The sequence below is a fragment of the Blastococcus sp. SYSU D00695 genome, assembly GCF_054050555.1.
This window is the reverse complement of record NZ_JBJGZP010000003.1, coordinates 1-26,622: the sequence shown is the minus strand read 5'-3', so window position 1 is coordinate 26,622 and position 26,622 is coordinate 1. Positions and strand designations below refer to the sequence as shown.

The window sequence follows — 26,622 nt, the reverse complement described above, 5'->3', positions numbered from 1 at the left end:
CGCTAGCCGCGACTACCCTCGGGGCCGGTGAGCGAGGCGAGCGGTGGTGACCACAAGCGCCGTGCCGTGCTCCCCGCGAACGCACCGCGCAAGGCCGACCCCCGGCTGGCCGCCGGCCGCGCCCGGGCTCTGGGGCTGCCCACGCGGGGCACCACGAACGCCAACCGGCTGCGGCGGGTGGACCGCTGGCTGGTCGCGACCCAGGTGCCGCGGTTGCGCGACGCGGCCCGCCCGCTGGTCGTCGACCTCGGCTACGGCGCCTCCGCCGTCACGACCGTGGAGCTGGCCGACCGGCTGGCCCCGCACGTGCGCGGCCTGGAGGTCGTCGGGCTGGAGATCGACCCGGAGCGGGTGGACGCCGTCGCCGGCGACCGCGACCCGCCGCGGCTGGACTTCCGGCTGGGCGGCTTCGAGCTGGCCGGGCTGCGGCCGGTCCTGGTCCGGGCGTTCAACGTGCTCCGCCAGTACGACGAGCCCTCGGCCGCCCGCGCGTGGGAGACCGTCTGCGCGAACCTGGCGCCGGGCGGCCTGCTGGTCGAGGGGACCTGCGACGAGTGGGGCCGCCGCTCGGCGTGGGTGGCGCTGGACGCCGACGGCCCGCTGACGCTCACCCTCGCGGCGCGGGTGTCGGACCTGGACCGCCCCTCGGACCTGGCCGAGCGGCTGCCCAAGGCGCTGATCCACCACAACGTCCCCGGCGAGCCGGTGCACGAGTTCCTGCGCGCCTTCGACGCCGCGTGGGCCGCTGCGGCCGGCCTGTCGACGTTCGGTCCGCGCCAGCGCTGGGCCGCCGCGGCCCAGACGCTGGCCGACGCCGGCTGGCCGCTGGTCGGCTCGTCGCGTCGCTGGCGCGACGGCGAGCTGACCGTGCGCTGGCCGGCCGTCGCCCCGCGGACGCCGGCGTGAGCCGCCGCGCGGCCGAGGACCGCCGCGCGGGTGGCGGCCGCCGCGCCGTGGACCCGCCGCCCCCGCCCGGCCGGGTCCCGGTGGCCGGCGGGGTCGCCGAGCTGCTCGGGGACGCCGACCGGGACGGGGCCTGGGTGCTGCTGGTGGACGACACCCCGCAGTCGCACGTCGACCTGACCGACCCCACCCACCTGGAGTTCGAGTACGTGCGGCGGCTGGGCCACGTCCTGGACCTGGTCGCGGACGGCGGCGCGCCGCTGGACGTGCTGCACCTCGGCGGCGGCGCGCTCACCCTGGCCCGGTACGTGGCGGTGACCCGGCCGGGGTCGCGGCAGCGGGTGGTCGAGCTGGACGAGCCGCTCACCGAGCTGGTCCGGGCGCACCTGCCGCTGCCGCGGGGGGCCCGGGTGCGGGTGCGGGCCGCCGACGCGCGGGCCGGCCTGGAGGTCACGCACGCGGCCGGCACCGACGTCGTCGTCTGCGACGTCTTCGCGGGGGCGCGGACGCCGGCGCACCTGACGACCGTCGAGTTCGCGACGCAGGCCCGGCGGGTGCTGCGCCCCGGCGGGCTCTACGCGGCCAACGTCGCCGACGGCCCGCCGCTGCGGTTCGCCCGCGGGCAGGTGGCCACGCTGCGGGCGGTGTTCGCGCACGTCTGCCTGGTCGCCGAGCCGGGGACGCTGCGCGGCCGGCGGTTCGGCAACCTGGTGGCGGTGGCGTCGGACGCCCCGCTGCCCGTCGCGGCCCTGACCCGGCGCTGCGCCGGCGACCCGATGCCCTCGCGGGTCGTCGAGGGCGCCGACCTGGACCGCTTCGTGGGGGACGCGCGGCCCGTGACGGACGCGGACGCGGTGCCCTCCCCCGAGCCGCCGGCCGGGGTCTTCAGCCGCTGACCGCCGCCGCGGTGCCGGACCGCCCGTCCGCGGCGGACGGGCGGACGGGCGGACGGGCGGACGCCGTAGGGTCGGTCCATGACGGCACCGGCGCCGCGACTGCGGCGGGACCTGCGGAACAAGCGGCTGGGCGGGGTGTGCGCCGGCATCGCCCGCCGCTACGGGCTCTCCACGGGCGCCCTGCGGCTGGCCTTCGTGCTCTCCTGCGTGCTCCCCGGCCCGCAGCTGCTGGCCTATCTCCTCCTGTGGCTGGTCATCCCCGCGGGGTAGGTCACCAGCCGCTGTTGCCCCGGCGCAGGCCACGGACGGCGGGCCGGACGTCGACCAGGTAGACCACGGCGGCGACGATCGCCGGGAGGCCGAACAGGCTCATCGGCGCCTTGGTGAGGAAGATGACCAGCGCCGCGACGCCGGTGATCCCCAGCCAGGCCGGCTTGCTGAGCTTGCCGGCGGCGACGAAGCCGCCGGCGGGGCGGACCAGGGCGTCGACGAAGGCCCACAGGGTGAGCGCGAGGGTCCCGTAGTACAGAACGAGGTACACGAGGCCCTGGAACTCCATGGGCGCAGGGTACTCGCGGGGAGCCCCGTGGCCCGGTCGCCGGGACGGCGCCGGTCCCGGCCCGGACACGACGAGGGCCCCGGAGCGCCGTGGGCGCTCCGGGGCCCTCGTCGGGGACCGGCGTCGGTCGGGAGGTCAGGCCGTGGGGCCCGGCTTCGTCGTCCGGGTGCGGGCGACGCGGGCCGACGTCTGGGAGGTCCCCTTCGCGGCCGGGGTGGTGCGCTTCTTGGCCGGCTTGGCGGCGGGCTGCTCGGCGGTCTCCAGGCCGGCCTTGGCGCCCTCCGCGGCCTCCTCGACCGCGGACTCGGCACGGGCGGCGGCCTTGGTGGCCTTCGCGGCGGTCTTCTGCGCGACCGAGGTGACGGTGTCCGAGGCCTCGGCGACGGCCTCGGCGCCGTCGGCGAGCACGTCCTCCAGGGCGTCCTCGACGGCGTCGACGGCGCGCTCGGCGCGGCCCACGACGGTGCGGAAGCCCGGCTGGCGGCGCAGCTCGTCGAGGACGCCGGCACCGCGCTCGGCCAGCTCCTCCAGGGTGCTGGCGGCCTGGGTGCGGGCGTTCTCGAGCAGCCCGGTCAGGGTGGTGCGGACCGTCTCCGGCTTCACGCGGTCGCCGAACTGCTGGGCGGTGGCGCGGGCGGTCTGCACGGCGCCGCGGGCGCGGCCGGCGGCCTCCTCGGCGCGGGTACGGGCCTCCTTGGCGGCCAGGTCGACCTGCACCTGGGCCTCGCCGGGCAGCGCCTCGGCGCGGGCGAGGAGCTGCTCGACGACGGCGCGGGCGCGCTCGACGGCCAGGTCGCCGGCGCCGACCAGGGCCAGCACGGGGGTGCGGCCGCGCTCGGCGAGCTGCTCGGTGTAGGTCTTCAGGGTCTCGGTGGTCATGCCGGCTCCTCCGTGGGGTCGGTGGTGGGGGTCTCGTGGGCGGCCGCCCGGGTGGCGGCGTGCTCGCGGACGTAGGTCTCGTAGAGCTCGAGCAGGACGGCGCGGTGCCGCTCGGAGAGCGCCTGGTCGGCGCGGATGGCGGCGACGGTGTCCGGGGGGCCCGAGCGGCGGTCGAGGATCCCCGCCTGCTCGTACAGGGTCTCGGCCGAGATCCGCAGCCCCCGGGCGATCGACGCGAGGATCTCCGCCGAGGGCTTGCGCAGGCCGCGCTCCACCTGCGACAGGTAGGGGTTGCTCACCCCCGCGGTGCGGGCGAGCTCCCGGAGCGAGACGCGCGCGGCGTTGCGCTGCTCGCGGATGAAGTCGCCGACCTGGCTGCTGGTCGCCGAGACCTTCTCCTTCTCGGCGGCGACGGTCTCCGCGACGCTGCCCGCGAGCTGGTCCACCTTCTCGCGGACGGTGCTCACCTGCTCGCGGACGAACTCGCTCGGTGTCTGCACCTCATCGACGCTAACCCCGGGTGCTAGCAGCTGCAAGCGGGCTAGCTAGCACATGTCGTGAACCGCCTCACATCCCGCGGTTCGGCTTCACCCGGCGAGCGCCGGGCCCGCCCGGACCTCGCCCACGACGCCGTCCCCACCGCTGACCGGGGCCGGCGACCAGGGCTCGAGCGGCTCCGGCGCGATGCCCAGCCGGCGCAGCCCGGCCACCAGGGCGGGCCCGCGCCCGCGGTCGCCGCCGTCGTCCAGCTTGAGCGCGACGGCGCCCCGGCCGGGCAGCGCGGCGACGTGGACGCCGTCGGCACCGCCCTTGACCAGCAGCCCGGGGACCGCGTCCATCAGGCCGGTGTCCTCCCGGCCGGTGCCGGCGACGTACCAGGGCTCGGCGCGCATCGCGTCGGCGACGCGGCGCCCCGCGGACCCCTCGGGCGCGGACACCAGCGACAGGACGCCGCGGGCCAGCCCCGTCAGCGACAGCGCGTGCTGCGGCGCGCCGCAGCCGTCGACGACGACGGCGGTCACCGGCTCCCCCGCGGCCTCGGCCAGCCGCGCCTCGACCGCCTGCTGCAGCGGGTGCCCGCGGTCCAGGTACCCGTCGGTCGGCCACCCGGCGGCGACGCACGCGGCCAGCATCGCGGCGTGCTTGCCGGAGCAGTTCATCGCCGCGCGCTCCGGCCCGCGGCCGGCGACCAGCCAGGCGGCGCGGGTCGGCTCGTGCTGCGGCAGGGCCGGCGGGCAGCCCAGCGCGGCGGGCGTCAGGCCGGCGCCGGCGAGCACCTCCCCGGCCAGCCCGCGGTGGCCGTCCTCCCCGGAGTGCGAGCCCGCGGCGATCGCCAGCTCCGCGGCCGAGCGGGGCGCCCAGCCGGCGTCGAGGTAGGCGGTCGCCTGCACGGGCTTGTTCGACGACCGGGGCAGCACCGGCCGCGCGACGTCCCCGGCCGCGTGGGCGACCTCGCCGTCCGCGGAGAGGACGACGAGCGCGCCGCGGTGCACCGACTCCAGGAACCCCGACCGCCACACCTCGACGAGGACCGGGTTCTCCGGCCAGGGCGAGACGCGATGAGCAGCGGTGTCCGTCAACGCCCCTCGTCCGCCAGCAGGGCGGCGACGTCGGCCTCGCCGTTGCGGTAGCGGCGGGCCAGCTCGCCGGCCAGGCCGTCCATGACCTGCTGGACGCCGCGGCGGCGCTCCGACAGCGCCCCCTCGGCGGCGGCCAGGGCGCGGGCGGCCTTCTCCAGGTCGGCGTCGGGGAGGTCGGTGATGGCCAGCAGGTCCACCCCCGGGGTCAGCGCGTTGACCCAGGACTCGTACTCCTCCGGCGCGGCCGGCTGCACGGTCTGGTGCCGGCCGAGGCCGTGCGCGGGCCCGCGGCCCTTCTCGGCGAGGATCTCCGGGAGCAGGTCCAGCAGCGAGCGACCGTCGTGCTCGGCCCGGCGCTGCAGCTCGCGCCGCACGATGTCCAGCCGGCCCTGCAGGAGCCGCCGGGTGTAGGAGAGGTTGACCTCCTCCTGCTCGGCCCGGCGCCGCAGCCGCCGCACCTCGGCCATCGGGCTGCCGACCGCGGACTCGAGGAAACCGGGGTCGAGCAGCGCGTCGACGGCGGCGCCGCCGGCGGGCGTGGGCTGGGTCATCGGATCTCCACGGACGTCGGGTCGGGGGCGGGGCGGGGCGGGAGGAACCCGGGTGCCGGGCTCAGCAGCAGGTCGCGGGCGGCGGCGGGCGGCACCGGCGGCCGCTGCGCGATGCGGGCCAGGCCGGCGGCGCGGGCGACCAGCTGGAGGTCGGCCCGCGCCGGGTCGCCGGGCTCGGGGGTGTCCGCGGTGCCCGCGCGCACCGAGCCGCCACCGGCGAGGGCCGCCAGCAGCACCGGCAGCGCGGCCGCCCCGCGCCCGGTCGCGTTCCACAGCGTCCCGGCGGGCAGGCGCCCCAGGCAGCCGGCGAGCGCGGCGAGGGTGCCGGGCAGCCCGCCGGGGGCGCCGAGCACCAGCGTGACCAGCAGCGGGCCGCCCGCCGGGCCGCCGGTGCGCTGCAGGGCGCGGTCCAGGGCGTCCAGGTCCGCCGGTGCGCCCGCCTCGTACACCGGTGCGGTACCGCGGCGCGCGGCCTCGGCGGTCAGCTCGTCCAGCAGCGCGTCGGGCGCGCTCAGCGGCACGGTGACCAGCTCGGTGCCCAGCAGCGGGTCGGTGGCCTGCACCAGCAGGTCGGTCTCCTCGCGCAGGGCGGCGACGGCCTCCCGCGCCACCGCCGGCTCCAGCGGCGGGAGCGCCACCACCGCCGCGCCGACGGCCTGGCAGTCGCGGGCGGTGGCGGCCAGCTCGGCCGGCCCGGCCGCGGCCGGCGCCAGGGTCACGAGCGTGCCGGAGGTCACCGGAGCATGGTCCCAGACCGGACCGCCTGCACCCGCTCCCGGGCCGCTGCTCGCGCCGCGTCGAGCTCGGCCGGGACGTCGTCCGGGTCGATCGACGCGCGGGAGCCGCCCACGACCAGTTCGGCGTCCGCGGCGACGGACTGCTTGACCAGCGCCAGCACGACGACGCCCAGCTCGTGGTGCCGGACGGCGGTGCCTGTGCGGCCCACCTCGCGGGCCCCCAGCTGCACCGGCGTCCCGGGCGCGGGGAGATCCTCGCTGACGCCGTCCAGGTGCAGCAGCACCAGCCGGCGCGGCGGCCGGCCGAGGTTGTGCACCCGGGCGACGGTCTCCTGGCCGCGGTAGCAGCCCTTCTGCAGGTGGACGGCGGTGCTCAGCCACTGCAGCTCGTTGGGGATGGTGCGGTGGTCGGTGTCCACGCCCAGCCGCGGGCGGCGGGCCTCCACCCGCAGCGCCTCGAACGCGTCCAGCCCGGCGAGGCCGGCCCCGGCCCCGAGCAGGGCGTCGGCGGTCGGCTCGAGCGCCGCCCGGGGCACGAGGAGGTCGGCCACCGGGGCGCCGTCCCCGACCGGCGGCATCCGCCGCACCCAGCCGCCCCCGGGCAGCGGCGCCACCGCGCCGGGGCCCTGCGGGACGGGCAGGCCGGCGGCGGCGAGCACCTCGTCGCCGCGCGGGCCGACCAGCGACAGCACCGCCCACTGCCCGGTGACCAGCGCCGGCTCGACGCGCAGCATGAAGACCATCCGGGACAGGAAGGTCTGCAGCGCCTCCCCGGTGCCGGGCTCGACGTCGGCCCACACCACGCCGGCCAGCTCGGCCAGCACGAGGTGGTGCTCGACGTGCCCGTTCGGCGAGAGCAGCAGCGCCTCGGCGCCGGTGCCGTCGGCCAGGCCCTCCAGGTGCTGGCTGGTCAGGCTGTGCAGCCAGGTCAGCCGGTCGGCGCCGGAGACGGCCAGCACGTCGCGGTCGCTGCGGTCGACCAGCCCCGCCCCCTCGGCGAGCAGGCGCTGCTCGCGCAGCGGGTCGCCGAGGTGCGCGGCCACGGTGCCCGCCTCGACGGCGACGGCGCCCGGGCGGGAGAGCAGGGGGGATGGGGTCACGGTGCGTCCTCGTTCTCGCGGCAGGCCCGGCACGTCCCGGAGAGGGCGACGTGCCCGATGTCCAGGTGGAAACCCAGCTCGGCCGCCAGACGTTCCGCCGCGGCGTCGAGCAGGTGCGGGTCGGTGGACTCGATGCCGCCGCAGCCCTGGCACACGACGTGCAGGTGCGGTCGCTCGAAGGCGTGGTAGACCGGCGCTCCGCGGCCCAGGTGGGTGTGCCAGACCAGGCCGAGGCGCTCGAGGAGCTCCAGGTTCCGGTAGACGGTGGAGGTGTCGGGCGCGGCGCCGCCGGGCCCGGCCTCCTCGCGCAGCCGGGCGCCGATCGCCTCGGGCGTCGCGTGCTCCAGCGCGGCGACGGCGGCGAGCACCTGCTTGCGCTGGGTGGTCAGCCGCAGGCCGCGGGCGCGCAGCCGCTCGGCGAGCGGTCCGGCCTCGGGGGCGGGGGAGTCGGCCACGGCGTCGAGCCTAGGCGCTGGCCAGGGCGCGCAGATCGGCGAACAGGCCGGCGTAGGCGCCCACCGGGACACCGTCGACGGTGGGGCCCGCCACCCCGGTCACCCCGTCGATGCCGCCCGCGCCGCCGGCCGCCGCCAGCAGGGCCGCGTCGAGGGCGGGGTCCAGCAGCGCGCGCAGGTCCGCGGCCCGCGCCGGCGCCTCCCGGGCCAGGGCGGCGACCAGCCCGTAGCAGCCCCAGTTGGAGGTGCCGGCCACCACGAGGGCGTCGACCGCGATCCGGCAGGCGATGTCGGCGCCGTGCGCCACGGACGCGGCCACGACGTCGGCCGGCACGTTGCCCATGCCGATCTCGTTGCCGCCGTCGCCGACCGCGCCGGTGGGGACGCCGGGCAGCCCGAACGCGGCGTGCAGCGGCGCGGTGGAGGCGGTGATGTCGACCGCGCGCATGGTCAGCACCCGGCCGTGCCGGTTGGGCCCCAGCCGCTCCACCGCGACGAGCGCGGCCGGGTAGAGGGCGCGCACGGCCGCGACGACGTCGTCCGGGGTCGCCGTCCCGGGCAGCACGACCGCCGGCCGGAGGCCGGCCGCGGCCAGACAGGCGTCGACCACCGGTCCGCACCAGGCGTCGGTGAGCACGACCGGCTCCCCGCCCAGCAGCGCCAGCGCGCGGGCCAGGACGGCGGTGCCCACCGGCCCGTCGGTCTCCGCGGCCGGGCGCGGCGCCCAGGCGATGTGCACGCCGGTGACCAGCCCGATCCGCCCGCCCGCGGCCGCGGCACCGGCCAGCACCCGCGCGAGCCGGGCGAGCTGACCGGCCACCGGCGGCCCGAGCGCCGAGACGTCGCGCGCGCCCGGGCGCAGCAGCGCCCGCTCCAGCGGGTCCAGCCGCTACTCCACCGGGGGCCGGGCGTCGGCCAGCACCCGCTGCAGGGCGGTGAGATACCCCTCGGGGACGGCGTGCTCGCCGCGCGGCGGCAGGAACCCGGCCACGGTGGACCCGGTGGTGGCGGCGAAGGCCGCGGCCTCCTCGCCGAGGTCGCGGACGACCGGCTGGTCGCCCCAGGCGCGGGTGCCGGCGAGGTGTGCCATCGCCGCGGCGCTCTCGGCGCGCTCGCCGACGCAGTCGAAGGGCTTGTCGGTCGCCCAGAGCACGCGGAAGCCGTCGACCAGCGAGGCGTCGGCGAGCGGGTTGCCGCCGAACATCCGCTGCGCCTCGGCGGGGGGCAGGAACACCGCGAAGCACAGGAAGGTGAACAGGCACTTGTCGCAGTGCAGGCACCAGCGCTGCGTGGCCTCCCCGCCCATGTGCCGCTGGGTGTAGGAGCGGTTGCAGGACAGGATGCTCTGGCGCAGGGGCAGCGCCGCGACCGCGGCGACCGTGGCCAGCTCCGACAGCTGCCGGGTGAGGCTGAAGTAGCCGACGCCGACCTCGGCGGCCGCGGCGGCGAACAGCCGCTCGAACTCGTAGGACTTCGAGTACTGGTGGTTGACCGGCACGCCGTCGACCGACAGCGTCTCCTCGTCGGCGGAGCGCTCGTTGGCGAACACGACCGGGTCGTACCCGCCGAGGACGGCGACCAGCGTCGAGATCGCCGAGTTGATCGCGGTCACCGGCACGTGACCGTTGAGGCCGCCCTCCGCCGTCCGCCGGATCATCAGCGGGTCCAGCCGCCGGCGGACGCCCAGCAGCGGGGCCCCGGCGGCGCGGGCGACGTCGCGCTGGGCGTCGGTCGGGTTGACCGCCAGCGCCGTCCCGTCCGGGACGACGACCAGCGCGAGCGCGGAGTCCTTGCCGCCGCCGACGGGCAGCAGCGCGCCGCGCTCCCCCGCGGCCGGCGGCACGGGGGCGGCGTCGCGCACCTCGACGTCCCAGCGGACGGTGTGCGGCAGCGGCAGCCGGTTGACGGCGGCGAACTCCCCCAGCCCGCCGCCGTAGGCGGCCTCGGCGACGGCGAGCTGCGCCTTGGTGACCGGGCGGCGGACGACGACGCGGCCGGGGGCGGCCAGCTTGTAGTAGCTGGTGCCCATGACGAGGTGGACCAGGTCGAGGGCGGCGTCCAGCTGCGCGGGCGCCGTGTCGCGCAGCAGGGCGGGGTCCAGGGTGAGCCGCTCGGTGAACTCGTCGTCGCCGAGCCGGTAGGTGAAGGCGGCCTCGCCGGTGGCGACGTCGAGCGTGCGGTCGGTGATCTCGAACGGGGCGGTCATCGGGCGGCTCCTGGGAGGGCGGTCGCGCCGGCGGCGAGCACGAGCTCGGTGAACCGCGCGGCCAGCTCCTCGTAGTTGCGGAAGCGGTTGTAGCTGGGGGCGCCGGGCGAGAGCAGGACGACCCCGCCGGGGCCCGTGGTGGCGACCGCCGTGGCGACGGCCTCCTCCAGCGACGCCGTCTCGTGCACCGTGACCGCCGCGCCGCCGGGGGCCCGGCGGACGTCGGCGGCCAGCCGGGCGCCGGTGTCGGGCACGGTCACCAGCGCGACGGAGTCGCTGCGGGCGGCCAACGCCGCGGCCAGGCCGGTGTAGTCCAGGCCGCGGTCCTGGCCGCCGGCGACGAGCGTCACCGGCCGCGGCGCCAGCGCGTCGAGGGCGGCCAGGACCGACACCGGCGTGGTGCTGAGCGTGTCGTCGACGAACGTCACCTCGCCCAGGCGGGCCACCGGCGAGATGCGGTGCGGCAGCGCCCGGAACCCGCCGACGGCGGCGGCGACGGCCCCGGCGTGCGCGGCGAGGTCGGCGCCCAGCAGTGCGCAGGCGGCGAGCGCGACCCGCACGTTGCCGAGGTTGTGCTCGCCGAGCAGGTGGCGCGGGCGCAGGGCGGTGGCCAGCTCCCCGGGGACCAGCTCGTCGGGGTCGACCAGCAGCGCCGGGTCCAGGTACCGCTCGGCCACCGGCCGCGCCTGGGGGGCGACCACCACCGACCGCGGCGGGCAGCCGGCGAAGACGCGCAGCTTGTCGCGGTAGTAGGTCGCCTCGTCGCCGTGCCAGTCCAGGTGCTCGGGCGCGAGCGCGGTGAGCGCGCCCCGGCCGGCGAAGTCGGGCACCGCGGCGGCCTGGTAGCTGGACACCTCGACGACGAGCGTGCGGCCCTCGGCGGCGCCGTCGAGCAGCACGTCGAGCAGCGGGGTGCCGATGTTGCCGGCGTGCACCGCCGGACGGTCCGCCGCCTCCAGGGCGGCGGCGGCCAGGGCGCTGGTGGTGCTCTTGCCCTTGGTGCCGGTGACGCACAGCGTCGGCACGCCCCGGCGGGCGAACTCGGCGAGGGCGACGCCGGTGCCCGTGGTCACGCACGTGCGGTCGGCGAGCCCGCGGGCCTCGGGGCGGTAGGGGCTGATGCCGGGCGAGCGGACGACGACGCCGCAGGCGGCGAGGTCCTCGACGTCGGCCGACGCGGTGACCCCCGGCGGCAGGATCGCCGGGTCCACGGGGGAGCTGTCGACGACGTGCACGGCCGCGGCCCCGGCGGTCAGCGCCGCGCGGACGGCGGCCCGCCCCTCGCGGCCGTGACCCCAGACGCCGACCCGCACGCCGGCGAGCTCGGCCAGCCGCACCGAGCGCTCCCGCGGGGGCGCTGCCGGGGCGGGTTCCACGGCGCCCACTCTACGGACCGGCGCCCGTCGCGCCGGGCCGCCGAGGCCGGCCGCCGCTACGCTGACCGGAGGTGAGCCGGGAAGTCTGGTCGGCGTTCCCGACCCGACCCCTGGAGTCCCCGTGCCGAGCACCGCCAGCCGCCACCCCCGTGTCTTCGCCCGCGGTTCGTGGGCCGAGGCCCGCCGCATCGCCGACGTGCTGCGCCGGGAGACCGTCGGCGGCGTCCTCCTCCTCCTCGGCACCGTCGTCGCCCTCGTCTGGGCCAACAGCCCGTGGTCGGCGGCGTACGAGACGCTGCGCGACACCCGCATCGGCCCGGAGTCGCTGCACCTGCACCTGACCCTGGGCGAGTGGGCGGCCGACGGCCTGCTGGCGATCTTCTTCTTCGTCGCCGGGCTCGAGCTCAAGCGCGAGTTCGTGGCCGGCGACCTGCGCGACCCGAAGCGGGCCCTGCTCCCGGTGGTCGCCGCCGTGGGCGGCATGACGGCACCGGCCGTGGTCTACGTGCTGGTGAACGCGAGCGGGGACGGCGACCTGGCGGGCTGGGCGGTCCCGACGGCCACCGACATCGCGTTCGCGCTCGCCGTCCTCGCGGTGATCAGCACGCACCTGCCGACGGCGCTGCGCACGTTCCTGCTGACCCTCGCCGTGGTCGACGACCTGCTGGCCATCTTGATCATCGCGCTCTTCTACACGTCGTCGCTGGCCGCCGGCTGGCTCGCGCTCGCCCTGGTGCCGCTGGGCCTGTTCACCGTGCTGGTGCAGCGCCGGGTCCGCTCCTGGTGGCTGCTGCTGCCGCTGGCCGTCCTCACCTGGGCGCTGGTGCACGCCTCCGGCGTGCACGCCACGGTCGCCGGCGTGCTGCTCGGCTTCGCCGTCCCGGTGCTGCGCAGCGACGCCGCCGGCGGCCCGGCGGCCGGGCCCGGCCTGGCCGAGCACCTGGAGCACCGGTTCCGGCCGATCTCGGCGGGCGTCGCGGTCCCGGTCTTCGCCTTCTTCGCCGCCGGGGTCACGATCGGCGGGTTCTCCGGCCTGGCCGACTCGCTCGGCGACCGGGTGGCGCTGGGCATCGTGGTCGGCCTGGTCGTGGGCAAGGCGGTCGGGATCGCCGGCTCCACCTGGCTGGTGGTGCGCTTCACCCGCGCCGAGTTCGCCGACGAGCTCGGCTGGTGGGACGTCATCGGCCTGGCGCTGCTCGGGGGCATCGGATTCACCGTGTCGCTGCTGATCGGGGAGCTGGCGTTCGGGCAGGGCAGCGTGCGCGACGACCACGTGAAGGTCGGCGTTCTCGTCGGCACGCTGCTGGCGGCCCTGCTGGCCACCGTCGTGCTGCGGCTGCGCAACCGCCGGTACCGCCGGATCGCCCGGGAGGAGCGGGTCGACGCGGACTCCGACGGCGTGCCGGACGTGTACCAGCGGCCCGTCGCCGAGGCCTGAGAAAGCGCGTTGCCGACCGCCGGATCCGGTCGTACCGTCGAGGTACACGAGAGAGGAGGTGGTCCGTAACTTGCATGCTTATCGGACTCGTGAGGTGGCTGTCCGCTAGCCGCCGTCCAGATGGGCCGCCCGTTCGGAGGGGACTCCGAACGACGGCATGATCGCCCGTCCGTCGTACGGCGGCGAGCGAGAACCGGACAGTCACCCGACCCCCGGGCCGCCGACCGTTGTCCAGTCGGCCCGCGTGCAGCTCCCCTGGTCTCAGGGTCCAGCGCCGCGGAGCAGCCCGGGGGTTGTCCGTTCCCCGGGGCAGTTCCGGCCGGGCGGCGGTAGGTTCCGTCCCGTGATGCTGGCCGGCCGGCCCGTCGAGACCGACCTCTCCCCCGCCGCGTGGCTCGTCGACGCCCTCTGCGAGGCCCGTCGCGGCACGGTCGCCGCGCTCGTGCCCGCCGGCTTCCCGGCGCACGCGCGGGTCCTGCACCCTGCCGTCCGCTACGACGGGGACACCGACGTCGACGTCCGCTGGGACGAGGTCGCCGCGTACAACGGCACGACCGCCCACCGCCTGATGCAGTGGCCGGGGGTCACCGGGTCCTGGGACTACGTCGGCGAGGAGGACCAGCCCGACGTCTGGAACGACACCCCGGCGCCCGGCCACCTCTCCACGCACGTGGCCGCCGAGCTGGCCGCGGTGCTGACGGGTGTGACCACGACGCCGGACCGCTGCTTCTTCGGGGCCTGCGACGAGGAGGGGGCCGACGCCCCGCGCCTGGCGCTGCCCTCGTGCGAGCTGCTGCTGGTCAGCGGCCCGATCACCCTCGCCACGGCGAACGTGGCGCCGGAGCCGCAGGAGCAGAGCCCGGCGCTGTGGTGGCCGGCCGACCGCGCGTGGGTGGTGGCCACCGACCCGGAGCTCATGAGCACCTACGTGGCGGGGCCGGCCGAGGTGCTGGACGCGCTGCTGGCCTCGCGCCTGGAGGTGCACCCGGCCCGCCCGGACGACCCGGTGGGCTACGCCGCCGACTCGGTCAACCCGGTCGCCCCGCGCGCCTGAGGGGCCGCGCCCCTGCCAGGCCGGAGCGATGTGCACCTGTGGCGCGTTCCGGGACCCAGAACACGCCAGAACCGCACATCACCGGGACCGTCGCGACGCTGGCTGTCTCAGGGGCCGGTGAGCACGACCCGGTTGCCGTCGGGGTCGGCCAGCACCAGCACCCGTCCCCCGCCGCCGGGCTCCGGCTCGCCGTGGGCGCTCCCCGCGGCGCGGAGCCGGGTGACGACGGCGTCGAGGTCGTCGAGGCCCAGGACCACCGTGGACCGCCCCGCGCGCTCCGGCTCGGACCAGACCTGCAGCCCCGACCCGCCGGGCAGGCGCCACTCGAGCAGCCCGGGCATCGGCCGGGCGTCGGGGGCGCGGTCCCACAGCTCGGTGTACCAGCGCTCGGCGGCGCCGAGGTCGGAGACGGTCGACTGGGCGAGCACGGTGGAGAAGCTCATGCAGGGGTGACCGCTCCCGCCGTCCGGACTCATCGCCGTCGGCCGCCCCCGCCGCGCAGACGGGCGGTTCCGCACGGGTCAGAGGGCGGCGAGCTCGGACTCCAGGTCGTCCAGGCCGAGCGAGCCCTGCGACAGCGCGGCCATGTGCCACGACCGGAGGTCGAACGCCGCGCCCCGCGCCCGCCGCGCCGCCGCCCGGCCGGCCAGCCACGCCCGCTCCCCCAGCTTGTAGCCGATCGCCTGCCCCGGGACGCCGAGGTAGCGCACCAGCTCGCTGTCCAGGAACGCCGTGGTGCTGCCGCTGTGCTCGCCGAGGAACGCTCGGGCCAGCTCCGGCGTCCAGGGCCGTCCCCGGGCGTCGGCGAGGACGCCGTCGGCGTCCTCGGGGACCCGCAGCCCGAGGTGCAGGCCGAGGTCGACGACGACGCGCATCGCCCGCAGCTGCTGGCCGTCGAGGTGGCCCAGCCGCGCCCACGGCTCGGTGAGGTGGCCGAGCTCGTCCATCAGCCGTTCGGCGTACAGCGCCCAGCCCTCGATGTCGGCGCCCACCATGCCCACCGAGGTCTGGAACGTCGACAGCTCACCCGACCGCAGCACCCACTGCCCCAGCTGCAGGTGGTGGCCCGGGACGCCCTCGTGGTACCAGATCGAGACGAGGTCCCACAGCGGGAACCGCTCGCGGCCGAGGACCGGCAGCCAGGTGCGGCCGGGGCGGGAGAAGTCCTGCGAGGGTGGCGTGTAGTACGCGCCGGCCGCGCTGCCGGGCGGGGAGACGACGGCCTCGACGCGGCGCAGCGGGGGCGCGATGTCGAAGTGGACGCCGTCGAGGGCGTCGATCGCCCGGTCCATGACGCCCTGCAGGTACGCCCGGGCGCCCTCGACGCCGTCCACGGCCGGTCCGTGCTCCGCGACCCGCCGCATCGCCTCGCGCGGCGTCGCGCCGGGCAGCACCTCGGCGGCGGCCCGCCGCTGCTCGGCCAGCAGCCGGCGGTGCTCGGCCCAGCCGAACGCGTAGGCCTCCTCCAGCCGGCCGTCCGCGCCGAGGTCCGCGCCGGTCCAGCGGCGGGCCGCCAGCGCGTACCGGTCGCGGCCGACGGCGTCCGGCGTCCCCTCGGCGCGGGCGAGGTACTCCCCGCGCAGGAAGTCGCGGACCTCGGCGACGGCGTCGTCGGCGGACGTCGCCGCGGCGTCCAGGTCCCGGCGCAGCGCCGGCGGTCCGGCCGCGACGAGGCCGGCGAACCACGGGCCGGCCAGCCACGCGTCGAGCTGGTCGGCGACGGCGCGCACCTGCCGCGGCGCCACGAGCAGCCCGCGGCGGGCGCCCTCGCGCAGGGTCGTGACGACGCCGCGGTAGGCCTCGGGCACCCGCGCCACCCGGCGGGCGAGGAGGGACCAGTCCTCCTCGGTCTCGGCCGGCATCAGCATGAAGGCCTGCCGGATCGCGTGCAGCGGGCTGAACAGGTGCGACAGTTCCCGCAGGTCCTCGCCGGCCTCGTGCCGCGCCAGCTCGTCGCCCAGCCGCTCGCGTAGCAGCCGGGCGCAGCGGCGCGCGCCGGCGCCGTCGGCCGGGGCCGCGGCGAGCTCCGCGAGCGCGTGCCGGGCCAGTGCGGCGCGCTCCTCGAGCCCGTCCGGCGTCGTGTCCGGCAGCCCGTCGGCCGCCTGCCCCAGCGACGTGGCCACCAGCGGGTCCAGCGCGGACAGCGCCGCGACGTACCGGTCGGCCACCGCCCGCGGGGTGGACGCCGGCCCGCTCACCGGAGCCGGTCGAGCCGCGCCGACGTCGTGGGCCGCAGCGGCGCGTCCCCGGTGGCCCGGTCGATGGCGTACATCAGCGCGCCCTCCACCACCCCGTAGAGGCGGACGGCTCGGGTGACGTCGGGCCCGTCGGGCGTGTGCGCCAGGACGTCGGAGGTGAGCTCCCAGCTGGTCGTCGTCCGGGCGGTGCCGACGTACAGCTCCACCAGGCCCGCGGGGTCGACGACCAGCAGCTCGACGTCGTCCTCGCCGCGCGGGCGCCAGAAGCCGGACTCGCGGGCGTCCGGGCCGGCGGGCCGGCCGTCGTCGCCGATCAGCCAGGTCCGCGACTCGTAGGCGAGGAAGCCGCGGCCGTCGTGGGCGAACCGCATCCACTGCCCGAACCGCCGGTCACCGTCCTCGCCGGCGCTCACGCCCTCGCCGTGCCACTCGCCGAGCAGCGGCAGCAGCCCGAGGAGCTCGTGGGCGACCTCGGGCCCGGAGCGGACGTCGACGGTGTCCTCGACGGGCAGCTGCGTCGGCTCGGTCACCGCCGGGCCTCCCGCGGCGCGCGTGCGAGGCGGACGGCGCCGTACCCGCTGCCGAGGGCAGCCAGCGACACCAGGGCGACGAGGACCCAGGCAGAGACCATGGCCCCCACCGTAGGACCCCGCCGGGACCCGGTCCGCCGGCACCGCCGGGTCAGGCGGCCGCGGGGACCGCCTGCACGGTGGCGGCCACGACCTGCTCCCACGGCGTCGCGGTCAGCCCGAACCTCGCGGTCGTCGCCGCGGCGTCCATGAGGTAGGGCTGGTCGAACTGGTGCCGGACGTCGACCACCTCGCGCATCCTCGGCGCGACCACGCCGATCGCCCGCAGCAGCGGCCAGGGGAGGCCGCTGACCGGGACGGCGGGGCGGCCGGCCGCGGCGCAGAGGTCGGCGATCGCCTGCCGCTGCGAGCGCGGCGGGCTGCTGGGCACGTGCCAGGCGCGGCCCAGCGCGCGCTCGTCGGTGCCGAGGACGGCGAGGGTCGCCGCGACGTCGGGCAGGTAGCTCCACGAGCGCGGGGCGTCCGGGTCGCCCACGACGAAGGCCCGGCGGCCGCGCCGCACCGCGGGCAGCTGGCGGACCAGGTGGGACTGCGCGGCGGGCACCTGCGGCCCGACGAAGTCCGCGGCCCGCGCCTCGGTCATCCGGATCCGGCCGGCCTCGTGCGCGGCGAGCGCGTCGGCCCACATGCGGTTGCGCACCCGGCCCTTGGTGTCGGTCGCGGCGAGCGGGGAGTCGGGGGTCATCACCCCGGTGGGCCGCCCGTAGCCGTAGAGGTTGCCCATGGTGACCAGGACGGCGCCGGCGCGCTCGGCGGCCGTGAGGAGCGCCGCCGCCACGGGGGGCCAGTCGGTGGGCCAGCGGGAGTAGTCGGGGTTGACCGCGTTGTAGAGGGCGGCCGCGCCCCGGGTCGCCGCGGTGAGCGCGTCGGCGTCGGCGGCGTCGACCTGCCGGTGCTCGACCGCGGCGGTGGAGGTGCCGCCGCTGCGCGACAGGACGCGCACCTCGTGCCCGGCGGCGGCCAGGGTCGCGGCCGTCGTCGTCCCCACCGGCCCCTTGCCCACGATCACGTGCAGTGCCATCTCGGCCTCCCGACCATCCATCGAGAGCGGTGCTCTCGGACTGGATCGACAGTCGCAGACGCCGACACGGGCGTCAAGAGCGGTGCTCTCGCTTGCGGTCACCGATCTCTTCAGCGCACCATGGCCCCCGTGCCCACCGCCCGCGAACGCGTCCGCGCCGAGATCACCGGCGAGATCACCGACGCCGCGCGGCGCCAGCTCGCCGAGGTCGGCGCCGCCGGGCTGTCGCTGCGCGCGGTCGCGCGGGAGCTGGGCATGGTGTCCTCGGCGCTCTACCGGTACTTCCCCAGCCGCGACGACCTGCTCACCCGCCTGATCATCGACGGCTACGACGCGCTCGGGGCCGCCGCGGAGGCCGCCGACGACCCCGCCGCCGCACCGGCCCAGCGCTGGCTGGCCGTCTGCCGCGCCGTCCGCACCTGGGCGCGGGCCCACCCGCACGAGTACGCCCTGCTGTACGGGTCGCCCGTCCCCGGCTACACCGCGCCGGCGGACACCGTCCCGGCCGCCTCGCGCGTCGGGATCGTCCTCGGCCGGGTGCTGGGCGACGCGGCGCGGGCCGGGCTGCTGCCCCCCGCCGGTGGGGGGCCCGCGCACGGCGTCGTGACGCCGGAGGCCGTCGCCGTCCTGGGCGGGGAGCACCCGGCGCTGGACGACGACGTGCGGGTCCGCGCGCTGCTGGCCTGGAGCGCGGTCTACGGCGCGGTCAGCTTCGAGCTCTTCGGCCACCTCACCGGGTCGGTCGCCGACGGGGACCGGTTCTTCGACGAGGCCATGCGCGCGCTGGGCCGGCTGATCGGTCTCTGACGTGCCCTTCACCCCGAGCCACGTGGCCGCCGTCCTGCCGCTGCTGCGGACCGGCCTGCCGGCGTCGGCCCTGGTCGCCGGCAGCGTGGCGCCCGACCTCCCCTACTTCCTGCCCGGCCGGCCCGACTGGCCGACGCACACGGCGGTCGCGGTGGTCACGCTCGACGTGCTGCTCGCCGTCGCCGCCTGGGCGCTGTGGCACGGGGTGCTGGCGGCGCCGGCGTTGGCCACCGCCCCGGCCGGGGTGCGCGGCCGGCTCCACGGGCGGGCGACCCCGGGGCTGCGCCGCCGCCTCGGGTCACCGCGGGCGGTGGCGTCCGTCCTGCTGGCGGCCGCGGCCGGTGCGGCCACGCACGTCCTGTGGGACGAGTTCACCCACGGCGGGCGGTTCGGCACCGACCACCTCGCCGTCCTGCGCGACCCGGTGGGCGGGCTGCCCGGTCACCAGTGGGCGCAGTACGCCAGCGGCGTGCTCGGGATCGCCGTCCTCCTGCTGTGGGTCCGGCGCTGGTGGCAGCGGACCCCGGCCCGGCCGGCGCGCCCGGCCCCGGGGACCTGGTGGGTGTACGGCGGGCTGCTGGTGGCCGCCACGCTCGCCGGCGCCGGCGCGGTCGCCGCCGCCGGCTTCCCGCCCGCCTCGGGTTTCCTGGGCGCCCGGGTCGGCGGGGGCACCGGCGCCGCGCTGGCCCTGGCCGGCGCGCTCGGGTGGCACCTGCGCGCCCGGCGGCGCACCCCGGTGACCCTGCCCTGACCGGGCAGCACCGACCGGGACCCCCGACGCAGACGGCGCCCCTCCCCGCGGCTGCGGGGAGGGGCGCCGTCTGCGGCTACGGACGCGTCACTCGATGACGAGGGTGGTCTCGTTCAGGCCCACCTCGGCGTCGACGAGCCGCTCGCCCTTGCCCACCTGGGCCAGCGTGCGCAGCTTCCACTTGCCCGGGGCGGCGAAGAACCGGAAGTCACCCTCCGGGCTGGTCACCACCTCGGCGGTGAACTCGTCGGTCTCGTCGAGCAGCCGGACGTAGGCACCGGCGACGGGGGCGCCGTCGTGCCACACCTGCCCCTGGATGACCGTCTGGTTGCCGACGTCGATGAGGGTGTTGCCCTGCTTGGGTGCCGAGCACATGTCGGATCAGCTCACTTCTCGATCGGGACGCCGACGAGCGAGCCGTACTCGACCCAGCTGCCGTCGTAGTTCTTGACGTTCTTCTTGCCCAGCAGCTCCTGGAGCACGAACCACGTGTGGCTCGACCGCTCGCCGATGCGGCAGTAGGCGATGGTCTCCTTGCTGTCGTCGAAGCCCTGCTCGGCGTACAGCGCCGCCAGCTGCTCGTCGGACTTGAAGGTGCCGTCCTCGTTGGCCGCCTTGCTCCACGGGATGTTGATCGCGGTGGGCACGTGGCCGGCGCGCTGCGACTGCTCCTGCGGCAGGTGCGCCGGGGCGAGGATCTTGCCGGAGAACTCGTCGGGCGAGCGCACGTCGACCAGGTTCTTGGTGCCGATCGCGGCGACGACCTCGTCGCGGAAGGCGCGGATCGACAGGTCGGGCTCACCGGCCGTGTACGTCGTGGCCGGGCGCTCCACCGGGTCCTTCGACAGCGGGCGGCCGTCGAGCTCCCACTTCTTGCGGCCGCCGTCCATCAGCTTGACCGAGCGGTGCCCGTAGATCTTGAAGTACCAGTACGCGTACGCCGCGAACCAGTTGTTGTTGCCGCCGTACAGGACGACGGTGTCGTCGTTGCCGATGCCGCGGCTGGACAGCAGCGCCTCGAACGCGGACTTGTCGATGTAGTCGCGACGCAGCGGGTCCTGGAGGTCGGACTTCCAGTCCAGGCGCACGGCGCCCTCGATGTGTCCGCCGTCGTAGGCGCTGGTGTCCTCGTCGACCTCGACGAGGACGATGCCGGGGTCGCCGAGGTGCTCCTGCACCCAGTCGACGGTGACGAGCACGTCGTTTCGGCTCATGGGGGGTGTTCCTCCCTGTGTGGGTGTGCGTGCGGTCAGGTGGTGCGGGCGAGCGAGGAGGGTGCGGCCCGCCGGGAGCGGCGGGGCGCGCGGAGGCCGCGGCCGCCATCGGCACGGACGTCCACGGGCGCGGGCTCACGGGACATGGGGGGCGACTCTCCGGACGGCGGTCAGGGCGCGTCTGGGCCGGGGGGACCAGCCCTCAGGGAGTCGGACACAGGCAGCTGCCGACGCGGCACAGGTCGACTGTGCGGCGGGAGGTCAGCATGAGGCCCACGGGGCGAGGGTAGCCGATCGGACGCGGCCGCCCGTGTGGACCCGATCACCCGCGACCGCCGGTGTGGGCGTCGACCAGGGCGGTCAGCTCGCCGGGCCGGGGCGCCCCGGACAGGCGGGCCAGCAGCCGCCCGTCGCGGGCGAGGAGGAACAGCGTCGGGGTGCGCGTGACGCCCAGCGCCCGCACCGCGTCGAGGTGGCTCTCCGCGTCCACGTGCACGTACGCCAGCCCCGGCCGGGTCCGCCGGAGCTGCTGCAGCCGGGCCCGCGTCGCCCGGCAGGGCCCGCAGAAGGCGGTGGAGAACTGGACGACGGTGAGGTCGGCACCGGCCGGCCGCACGCCGAGCCCCGCCAGGACCGCCGCCTCGCGCGCGGCGCCGTCCTCCCGCGCCGTGCCCGGCCCGACCGCCTCCACGGCCGCCTGCAGCGCCCCGGCGACCCGCCGCATTCCCGCGGCGGTCAGCGGGTCGCGGACAGGACGGTGTCCACCGCACCGCCGGTGACGACCACGCCGTCCTCGCCCGGCGTCACACCGCTGAGCCGGAGCCCGAACGGCAGCTCGAGCGGGTAGCGCAGGTCCAGCGCGTCGCTGGCCGCGTCGACCACGGCGCCGGGCAGGTCCACCCCCGCGGCACCGGCCTCGTCGACCTCGATCACCAGGTCCTGGCCGTCCAGGGTCACCGTGCCCACCGCCGTCAGGGGCACGTCGTAGCCGAGGACCGAGACCGTCTTGGTCAGCCGCAGCCGGTCGCCCTCCCGCCGCAGGGTCGTGTCCGTGCCCAGCGCCCGGGACAGCAGCGGGTACGAGAGCGTCACCGTGCCGTCGATGCGGTCCACCGGGATGCTGCTGACCGAGCCGCCCAGCGCGTCCGACAGCGGCACGTGCACCCCCTGCAGCCGGACGTCGCCGGAGGTGCCGTCGGGCTGGGCGAGGTCGCCGGCGTCGAGCCGGATCCGCACGTCCCGGTAGTCCCCGGCGACGGCCTGGGTCAGGAAGGGCCAGCCCTCGATCGACACGTCCGGCGTCCCCGCCAGGCCTCCCCGGTCGGCGATGGCGTCGGCCACCCGGTCCTCGACCACGGCGACGGCGACCCGGTCGGCGACCGCTGCCAGGAGCACGACGACGACCAGCGCGACGAGGAGCGAGCGCACGCGCCGGCCTCAGAACGCCGTCTGCAGCGCCAGCGCGAACGCCACCGGGCCGCAGGCGGCGATCGGCAGGACGGCCTGCAGCACGGGGCCGGCCGCCAGCCGCCCGCGGGCCCCGCCCGGGACCTCCGCGGCGACGTAGCTGCCGGCCAGCCCCACCAGCGCCGCGACCCCGGCGAGCACCAGCCCGGCGGTGACCGAGGAGAGGGTGTCGGCCAGCCCGCCGGGCGAGTGGCGCAGCACCGCGACGGCGACGCCGGCCAGGAGCGCGACCAGCAGGCCGAGCACGCCGCAGTCGATACCGGGGGCGACCTGCGGCCGGGGCACGACCGCGTCGACGAGGTGACCGGCGACCAGGGCCGCGCCGACGACGAGCGCCACGGTGGCCGCCGCCTCCTCCCCACCGGCGGCGTCGGGCAGCCGCAGCAGCACCGCGAGGGCGCAGACCGCGCAGACCAGCAGCAGCGTCCCGGCCAGGGAACCGACGACGTCGCGCCGCGGGGGCCGCCGCAGCATCTGGTGCAGCACCGCGGCGACGAAGGCGATGCCCGGGACCGCCAGCAGGTCCCCGGGCTCGGGCCGGTCCGGGAGCACGAGCAGCAGGTCCGCGGCGCCGGCGGCGGCCAGGCCGAGGACCGTTCCCCCCAGCCCCCCGGCGAGGCCGGTCGCCGGCGCCCAGGCCGCGACCAGCGCCAGCTGCAGCACGAGGACGGCGGCGAGCGTGCCGGCGTCGCCGTCCAGCCGGCCCGGCAGCAGCGCGAGCAGGGCGGTCCCGAGGGCGGCGACGAGCGCGGCCGGCAGGTGGTGGGCGCGGGCCGGCTCGACGTCCGGCAGTGCTGCTGCGCTCACGCCCCGATCGTCGCAGACACCCAGCGCGCGATCCGCTCGACGAGCGGGGCGGTGGCGCCGCTCTCGGCGTGTCCGAACCCCGGGACCACCCAGGCGGTGGCGGTCGGCCCGGCCGCGGCGGCCAGGGCGCGGGCGTGCTCGACGGGGAAGTAGCCGTCGCGGTCGCCGTGCACGAGCAGCAGCGGCGTCGGCGCGATCCGGCTCACCACCTGCAGCGGCGCCAGGGGCGGCACCAGCCACGCCGGGCCGAGCCGCAGCCCGACGGCGCGCGCGCCCAGCCGCCGTCCCGCCGTCGTCTCCAGCAGCCAGTGCACCCGGCGCATCGGCGCGGTGTCGCGCACGTACCAGCGGCTGACCGCGCTGACGGCGACCACCGCGTCCGGCCGGTGCCGGCCCAGCGCCGCCTTCCGCAGCACCGCGCCGCCGCCCATCGACATGCCCACGGTGACCACCGCCCCGGCCCCGGACGCGCGGGCCGCGGCCACCGCGGCCTCGACGTCGAGCAGCTCGGGGTCCCCGCCGGTCCCGCTGGCGCCACCCGAGCGGCCGTGGCCCCGCAGGTCCAGCGCCCGCACCTCGCCGGAGCGGCGCAGCACCCCGGCCAGCCGCCGGAAGTCCGGCCGGGCGGTCGAGTTGGTGAACCCGTGGACGACGACGTAGACGACCCCGCGGGCCGGGGCGGGGCCCGTCCCGCGCTCGGCCGGGACGACGACCCCCGACAGCCGGACCCCGTCCGCGGTGGTCACCGTGACGGGGCGGGCACCCGGGAGCAGCTCGACCGGGCGCCGGCCCCGCGCCCGGGCGGTGGGCGGCGACACGTCGGTTATCCTGCGGTCTCACCCGACAGCGCCGTCGTGGGCCCCCGGGGCGACTCGTCGTCCCCCCGCTCCGTGAGGAGACGACATGCGACTCGTGCTCATGACGGCGGCGCGTCAGGCCACGACCGAGGTCCTGCCGGCGCTGGGTCTGCTCGGGCACCAGGTGCGGGTCGTGGCCCCCGAGCTGTCGAGCCTGCTCGACGGCGACGCCGGCGACGTCGTGCTGGTGGACGCCCGCCACGACCTCGTCCAGGCCCGCGCGCTGTGCGCCCTGCTCTCCTCGACCGGCGTGGCCTCGGCCCTGGTCGCCGTCCTGTCCGAGGGCGGGCTCGTGGCCCTGTCGGCCGACTGGGGGGTCGACGACGTGCTCCTGGACACCGCCGGGCCGGCCGAGGTCGACGCCCGCCTGCGCTGGGCGACCGCCCGCCGGCTGGCCGCCCGCACCCCGGCCGGCGCCGCCGAGGGCGGCCTCACCCAGGCCGGCGAGCTGGTCATCGACGAGCACAGCTACTCGGCCAAGCTGCGCGGGGTGCCGCTCGACCTGACCTACAAGGAGTTCGAGCTGCTCAAGTACCTCGCCCAGCACCCGGGCCGGGTCTTCTCCCGCGCCCAGCTGCTGCAGGAGATCTGGGGCTACGACTACTTCGGCGGCACCCGCACGGTCGACGTCCACGTCCGGCGGCTGCGGGCCAAGCTCGGTACCGAGCACGAGGCGCTGATCGGCACGGTCCGCAACGTCGGCTACAAGCTGGACCAGCAGGTCGCCGACGCCACCGCGCCCCGCGCAGACGCCGCCGCGCCGCCGGCCGACCGACCCACCGCACCCCTCCGCTGAGCCGGCCCTGACCACCGACCCCGCCGTCGAGGACGTCCCGCGCCTGGACGCCGCCCGCGTGCCTGCGGTCCTGGCGCTGCTGCGCGCCGCCACCGCCGCCGACGGCGTGCGGCCGCTGTCGGAGGAGGCCGAGCTGCGCCTGCAGCACGGCGGGCCCGCCGGGGGCCGCGACGTGGTGGCAGCGGCCGGTGGCACGGTCGTCGGCTACGCCCGGTTCGAGGGCGGGGACGGCACCGGCGACGCCGAGGGCGAGCTCGTGGTGCACCCCGACGCGCGCCGGCGCGGCACCGGCCGGGCGCTGCTCGGCCGGCTCGAGCGGCTGGCCGGGGACCGCCCGCTGCGGGTGTGGGCCCACGGCGACCTGCCCGGCTCGGCGGAGCTCGCCGCGGCCGGCGGGTACGAGCGCGCCCGGACGCTGCTGCAGATGCGCCGCGACCTCGCCGGCGTGGACCCGGACCCGCGCCCGGCGCTGCCCGACGGCGTGCGGGTGCTGCCCTTCCGCCCGGGCCGCGACGAGCAGGCGTGGCTGCGGGTCAACGCCCGCGCGTTCGCGCACCACCCGGAGCAGGGCGCCTGGACCGCCGAGGACCTCGCCCGGCGGGAGGCCGAGCCGTGGTTCGACCCGGCCGGCTTCTTCCTGGCGTGGCGGGGCGACCCCGACGGCGGCGGGACGCTGCTGGGCTCGCACTGGACCAAGGTCCACCCCCCGGGCGACGCCGGGGACGAGGCGGTCGGCGAGGTCTACGTGCTGGGGATCGATCCCGACGCGCAGGGCACGGGCCTCGGCCGCGCGCTGACCGACCTCGGCCTGGCCTCGCTGCGCGGCCGCGGGCTGCGCGAGGTCCTGCTCTACGTCGAGGCCGACAACGTCCCGGCCGTCGCGCTGTACGAGAAGCGTGGGTTCACCCGCTCCGCCGTCGACGTGTCCTGGCGGCGCGCGCCCCGCTGACCGCCGTCCCCGCAGTCGCCCCGCACGGGGCCCGGGACGCCGGCCAACCGCTCATCCCGCCGCATCCGGACCCGCCGCGCCAGCCGAATCGCCCGGGTTCACCTGCCGGACGTGAGCTGGTTCTCACCCGGTCAGGAAGTGCTCCGGCGGCGTTCACCGCTCGTTCACCGCGGGACCCGGATGCGTCCACCTCGGCTCCCTACCTTCCTCTCCGTTGGTCACCCATGCCCGGCATCGAGGCCCGGGCACCAGAGAGAGGCACTGACTTGAAGCTGCGCAGCAGCACGCGCACCCTCGCGCTGTCCACCGCCCTGGCCGCCACGCTCGCCCTGGCCGCCTGTGGCGCCGACAACGAGTCCGACAACTCGTCGTCCGGCGGCAGCGACGGTGGCTCGACGCAGGAGCTGAGCGGCGAGCTCGCCGGCGCCGGCGCCAGCAGCCAGCAGGCCGCCATGGAGGCGTGGCAGGCCGGCTTCCAGGGCGAGTACCCCGACGTGCAGTTCAGCTACGACCCGGCCGGCTCCGGCGCGGGCCGCGAGCAGTTCATCGCCGGCACCACCGCCTTCGCCGGCTCCGACGCGGCGCTGGACGACGAGGAGCTGGCCGCCGCGAAGGAGCGCTGCGCCGGCGGCGAGGTCTTCGAGCTGCCGAACTACATCTCGCCGATCGCCGTCATGTACAACCTCCCGGGCGTCGACGACCTCAACCTGTCGCCGGCCACCATCGCGGGCATCTTCACCGGCGCCATCACGACCTGGAACGACCCGGCGATCGCCGCGGACAACCCGGACGCCACGCTGCCGAGCACCGCGATCACCCCCGTGCACCGCGGTGACGACTCCGGCACCACGGACAACTTCACCGACTACCTGCACCAGGCCGCTCCCGACGTGTGGACCGCCGAGCCCGACGGCGAGTGGCCGCTGTCCGGCGGCGAGGCCGCCAACGGCACCTCCGGTGTCGTCGAGACCGTGACCGGCACCGAGGGCGCGGTGACCTACGCCGACGCCAGCCGCGCCGGTGACCTGGGTGTCGCCAACGTCGGCGTGGGGAGCGAGTTCGTCGCCCCCAGCGCCCAGGCCGCGGCCGCGGTCGTGGAGAACTCGCCGGCCCTCGAGGGTCGCGGTGAGTACGACTTCGCCATCGAGGTGAACCGTCTGACCGAGGAGTCCGGCGAGTACCCGATCGTGCTGGTCAGCTACCACGTCGGTTGCACCACCTACGACGAGCAGGAGACCGCCGACAACGTCAAGGCCTTCATGGACTACGTGATCAGCGAGGACGGCCAGGCGGCCGCCGCGGAGAACGCCGGCAACGCCGAGATCTCCGACGCCCTGCGCGAGCAGGCGCAGAAGGCGGTCGACGCCATCACCGCCGGCTGACGACCGGCTCCCGCGGTGGCCCGGAGCGCCGACCGGCGCCCCGGGCCAC

General features: G+C 77.4%; 32 protein-coding genes. 10 read left to right on the top strand and 22 right to left on the bottom strand.

Translation table 11 applies throughout. The annotated features are described in order from the left end of the window. Positions 1–27: 27 nt before the first annotated feature. The 3 genes from ACI781_RS02795 to ACI781_RS02785 all read left to right on the top strand — a co-directional run bounded on the left by ACI781_RS02795 (position 28) and on the right by ACI781_RS02785 (position 2,069). Positions 28–906 (top strand): class I SAM-dependent methyltransferase, encoded by an 879-nt coding sequence (locus tag ACI781_RS02795; RefSeq protein WP_456564557.1) that lies wholly within the window; start codon positions 28–30, stop codon positions 904–906. Further along, the gene (locus ACI781_RS02790) at positions 903–1,799 is read left to right on the top strand and encodes a spermidine synthase (protein WP_456564556.1); all 897 of its coding nucleotides are present in this window, start codon (positions 903–905) and stop codon (positions 1,797–1,799) included. The genes ACI781_RS02795 and ACI781_RS02790 overlap by 4 nt, the downstream gene beginning before the upstream one ends. Positions 1,800–1,877: 78 nt before the next feature. Next, positions 1,878–2,069, top strand: coding sequence for a PspC domain-containing protein (locus ACI781_RS02785; protein ID WP_456564555.1), 192 nt, complete (start codon positions 1,878–1,880; stop codon positions 2,067–2,069). 1 nt (position 2,070) lies between these two features. Here ACI781_RS02785 and ACI781_RS02780 read toward each other — a convergent pair whose 3' ends face one another. The 11 genes from ACI781_RS02780 to murD form a co-directional block, all read right to left on the bottom strand. Beyond that, positions 2,071–2,358, bottom strand: a complete 288-nt coding sequence (locus ACI781_RS02780) for a DUF2516 family protein (RefSeq protein WP_456564554.1) — start codon at positions 2,356–2,358, stop codon at positions 2,071–2,073. 135 nt (positions 2,359–2,493) lie between these two features. Next, positions 2,494–3,237, bottom strand: coding sequence for a hypothetical protein (locus ACI781_RS02775; RefSeq protein ID WP_456564553.1), 744 nt, complete (start codon positions 3,235–3,237; stop codon positions 2,494–2,496). Then, a complete protein-coding gene (locus tag ACI781_RS02770; protein WP_456564552.1) occupies positions 3,234–3,737 on the bottom strand; it encodes a helix-turn-helix domain-containing protein in 504 nt (167 codons plus the stop codon). Before ACI781_RS02770 ends, ACI781_RS02775 begins: the two co-directional genes overlap by 4 nt. Before the next feature lie 87 nt (positions 3,738–3,824). After that, positions 3,825–4,817: an asparaginase gene (locus ACI781_RS02765; protein ID WP_456564551.1), complete on the bottom strand. Its 993-nt coding sequence runs from the start codon at positions 4,815–4,817 to the stop codon at positions 3,825–3,827. Then, positions 4,814–5,368 (bottom strand): RsiG family protein, encoded by a 555-nt coding sequence (locus ACI781_RS02760; protein ID WP_456564550.1) that lies wholly within the window; start codon positions 5,366–5,368, stop codon positions 4,814–4,816. The genes ACI781_RS02765 and ACI781_RS02760 overlap by 4 nt, the downstream gene beginning before the upstream one ends. Further along, entirely contained in the window at positions 5,365–6,105 is a 741-nt protein-coding gene (locus tag ACI781_RS02755; RefSeq protein ID WP_456564549.1) for a 3-keto-5-aminohexanoate cleavage protein, read from the bottom strand. The genes ACI781_RS02760 and ACI781_RS02755 overlap by 4 nt, the downstream gene beginning before the upstream one ends. After that, positions 6,102–7,205, bottom strand: coding sequence for a CAF17-like 4Fe-4S cluster assembly/insertion protein YgfZ (gene ygfZ / locus ACI781_RS02750; protein WP_456564548.1), 1,104 nt, complete (start codon positions 7,203–7,205; stop codon positions 6,102–6,104). The genes ACI781_RS02755 and ygfZ overlap by 4 nt, the downstream gene beginning before the upstream one ends. Continuing rightward, complete coding sequence (locus ACI781_RS02745) at positions 7,202–7,660, bottom strand: Fur family transcriptional regulator (RefSeq protein WP_456564547.1); 459 nt, start codon at positions 7,658–7,660, stop codon at positions 7,202–7,204. Before ACI781_RS02745 ends, ygfZ begins: the two co-directional genes overlap by 4 nt. Before the next feature lie 10 nt (positions 7,661–7,670). Continuing rightward, complete coding sequence (locus ACI781_RS02740) at positions 7,671–8,522, bottom strand: glutamate cyclase domain-containing protein (protein WP_456564738.1); 852 nt, start codon at positions 8,520–8,522, stop codon at positions 7,671–7,673. A gap of 27 nt (positions 8,523–8,549) precedes the next feature. Further along, positions 8,550–9,866, bottom strand: a complete 1,317-nt coding sequence (locus ACI781_RS02735) for a hypothetical protein (protein ID WP_456564546.1) — start codon at positions 9,864–9,866, stop codon at positions 8,550–8,552. Beyond that, positions 9,863–11,242: a UDP-N-acetylmuramoyl-L-alanine--D-glutamate ligase gene (gene murD, locus ACI781_RS02730; protein ID WP_456564545.1), complete on the bottom strand. Its 1,380-nt coding sequence runs from the start codon at positions 11,240–11,242 to the stop codon at positions 9,863–9,865. The genes ACI781_RS02735 and murD overlap by 4 nt, the downstream gene beginning before the upstream one ends. Before the next feature lie 121 nt (positions 11,243–11,363). Between murD and nhaA the strand changes: the two genes are divergently transcribed. Together nhaA and ACI781_RS02720 are read left to right on the top strand one after the other, a co-directional pair. After that, positions 11,364–12,680, top strand: a complete 1,317-nt coding sequence (gene nhaA / locus ACI781_RS02725) for a Na+/H+ antiporter NhaA (protein WP_456564544.1) — start codon at positions 11,364–11,366, stop codon at positions 12,678–12,680. A 346-nt stretch (positions 12,681–13,026) separates the two neighbouring features. Then, the gene (locus tag ACI781_RS02720) at positions 13,027–13,734 is read left to right on the top strand and encodes a hypothetical protein (RefSeq protein ID WP_456564737.1); all 708 of its coding nucleotides are present in this window, start codon (positions 13,027–13,029) and stop codon (positions 13,732–13,734) included. 107 nt (positions 13,735–13,841) lie between these two features. On the opposite strand, the gene ACI781_RS02715 is transcribed toward ACI781_RS02720, so the two are convergent. The 4 genes from ACI781_RS02715 to ACI781_RS02700 all read right to left on the bottom strand — a co-directional run bounded on the left by ACI781_RS02715 (position 13,842) and on the right by ACI781_RS02700 (position 17,543). Then, positions 13,842–14,177, bottom strand: coding sequence for a VOC family protein (locus ACI781_RS02715; RefSeq protein WP_456564543.1), 336 nt, complete (start codon positions 14,175–14,177; stop codon positions 13,842–13,844). A gap of 78 nt (positions 14,178–14,255) precedes the next feature. Then, a complete protein-coding gene (locus tag ACI781_RS02710) occupies positions 14,256–15,932 on the bottom strand; it encodes a DUF885 domain-containing protein (protein WP_456564542.1) in 1,677 nt (558 codons plus the stop codon). Continuing rightward, complete coding sequence (locus ACI781_RS02705; protein WP_456564541.1) at positions 15,929–16,462, bottom strand: FABP family protein; 534 nt, start codon at positions 16,460–16,462, stop codon at positions 15,929–15,931. Before ACI781_RS02705 ends, ACI781_RS02710 begins: the two co-directional genes overlap by 4 nt. Positions 16,463–16,613: 151 nt before the next feature. Further along, positions 16,614–17,543 (bottom strand): NAD-dependent epimerase/dehydratase family protein, encoded by a 930-nt coding sequence (locus ACI781_RS02700; protein ID WP_456564540.1) that lies wholly within the window; start codon positions 17,541–17,543, stop codon positions 16,614–16,616. A 120-nt stretch (positions 17,544–17,663) separates the two neighbouring features. On the opposite strand from ACI781_RS02700, the gene ACI781_RS02695 reads away from it, so the two are divergent. Beyond that, entirely contained in the window at positions 17,664–18,350 is a 687-nt protein-coding gene (locus tag ACI781_RS02695; protein WP_456564539.1) for a TetR/AcrR family transcriptional regulator, read from the top strand. Between the two features lies 1 nt (position 18,351). After that, on the top strand, positions 18,352–19,101 hold the full coding sequence (locus ACI781_RS02690) for a DUF4184 family protein (protein ID WP_456564538.1): 750 nt from the start codon (positions 18,352–18,354) through the stop codon (positions 19,099–19,101). An 87-nt stretch (positions 19,102–19,188) separates the two neighbouring features. Here the strand turns inward: ACI781_RS02690 and ACI781_RS02685 are convergent, their stop codons facing one another. From ACI781_RS02685 to ACI781_RS02655, 7 genes are all read right to left on the bottom strand, one after another. Then, the gene (locus tag ACI781_RS02685) at positions 19,189–19,476 is read right to left on the bottom strand and encodes a DUF1416 domain-containing protein (RefSeq protein ID WP_456564537.1); all 288 of its coding nucleotides are present in this window, start codon (positions 19,474–19,476) and stop codon (positions 19,189–19,191) included. Between the two features lie 11 nt (positions 19,477–19,487). Continuing rightward, positions 19,488–20,315, bottom strand: coding sequence for a sulfurtransferase (locus ACI781_RS02680; protein WP_456564536.1), 828 nt, complete (start codon positions 20,313–20,315; stop codon positions 19,488–19,490). 202 nt (positions 20,316–20,517) lie between these two features. Continuing rightward, positions 20,518–20,592, bottom strand: coding sequence for a putative leader peptide (locus ACI781_RS02675; RefSeq protein ID WP_456564736.1), 75 nt, complete (start codon positions 20,590–20,592; stop codon positions 20,518–20,520). A 45-nt stretch (positions 20,593–20,637) separates the two neighbouring features. Further along, positions 20,638–21,039 (bottom strand): thioredoxin family protein, encoded by a 402-nt coding sequence (locus tag ACI781_RS02670; RefSeq protein ID WP_456564535.1) that lies wholly within the window; start codon positions 21,037–21,039, stop codon positions 20,638–20,640. 11 nt (positions 21,040–21,050) lie between these two features. Further along, positions 21,051–21,743 (bottom strand): LmeA family phospholipid-binding protein, encoded by a 693-nt coding sequence (locus ACI781_RS02665; RefSeq protein ID WP_456564534.1) that lies wholly within the window; start codon positions 21,741–21,743, stop codon positions 21,051–21,053. A gap of 9 nt (positions 21,744–21,752) precedes the next feature. Beyond that, complete coding sequence (locus ACI781_RS02660; RefSeq protein WP_456564533.1) at positions 21,753–22,589, bottom strand: hypothetical protein; 837 nt, start codon at positions 22,587–22,589, stop codon at positions 21,753–21,755. Continuing rightward, the gene (locus ACI781_RS02655; protein WP_456564532.1) at positions 22,586–23,407 is read right to left on the bottom strand and encodes an alpha/beta hydrolase; all 822 of its coding nucleotides are present in this window, start codon (positions 23,405–23,407) and stop codon (positions 22,586–22,588) included. Before ACI781_RS02655 ends, ACI781_RS02660 begins: the two co-directional genes overlap by 4 nt. An 85-nt stretch (positions 23,408–23,492) precedes the next feature. Between ACI781_RS02655 and ACI781_RS02650 the strand changes: the two genes are divergently transcribed. The 3 genes from ACI781_RS02650 to pstS all read left to right on the top strand — a co-directional run bounded on the left by ACI781_RS02650 (position 23,493) and on the right by pstS (position 26,573). Beyond that, positions 23,493–24,242, top strand: a complete 750-nt coding sequence (locus ACI781_RS02650) for a winged helix-turn-helix transcriptional regulator (RefSeq protein WP_456564531.1) — start codon at positions 23,493–23,495, stop codon at positions 24,240–24,242. A 7-nt stretch (positions 24,243–24,249) separates the two neighbouring features. Continuing rightward, positions 24,250–25,191 (top strand): mycothiol synthase, encoded by a 942-nt coding sequence (gene mshD, locus ACI781_RS02645; protein ID WP_456564735.1) that lies wholly within the window; start codon positions 24,250–24,252, stop codon positions 25,189–25,191. A gap of 266 nt (positions 25,192–25,457) precedes the next feature. Then, positions 25,458–26,573: a phosphate ABC transporter substrate-binding protein PstS gene (pstS, locus tag ACI781_RS02640; protein WP_456564530.1), complete on the top strand. Its 1,116-nt coding sequence runs from the start codon at positions 25,458–25,460 to the stop codon at positions 26,571–26,573. Positions 26,574–26,622: the final 49 nt, after the last annotated feature.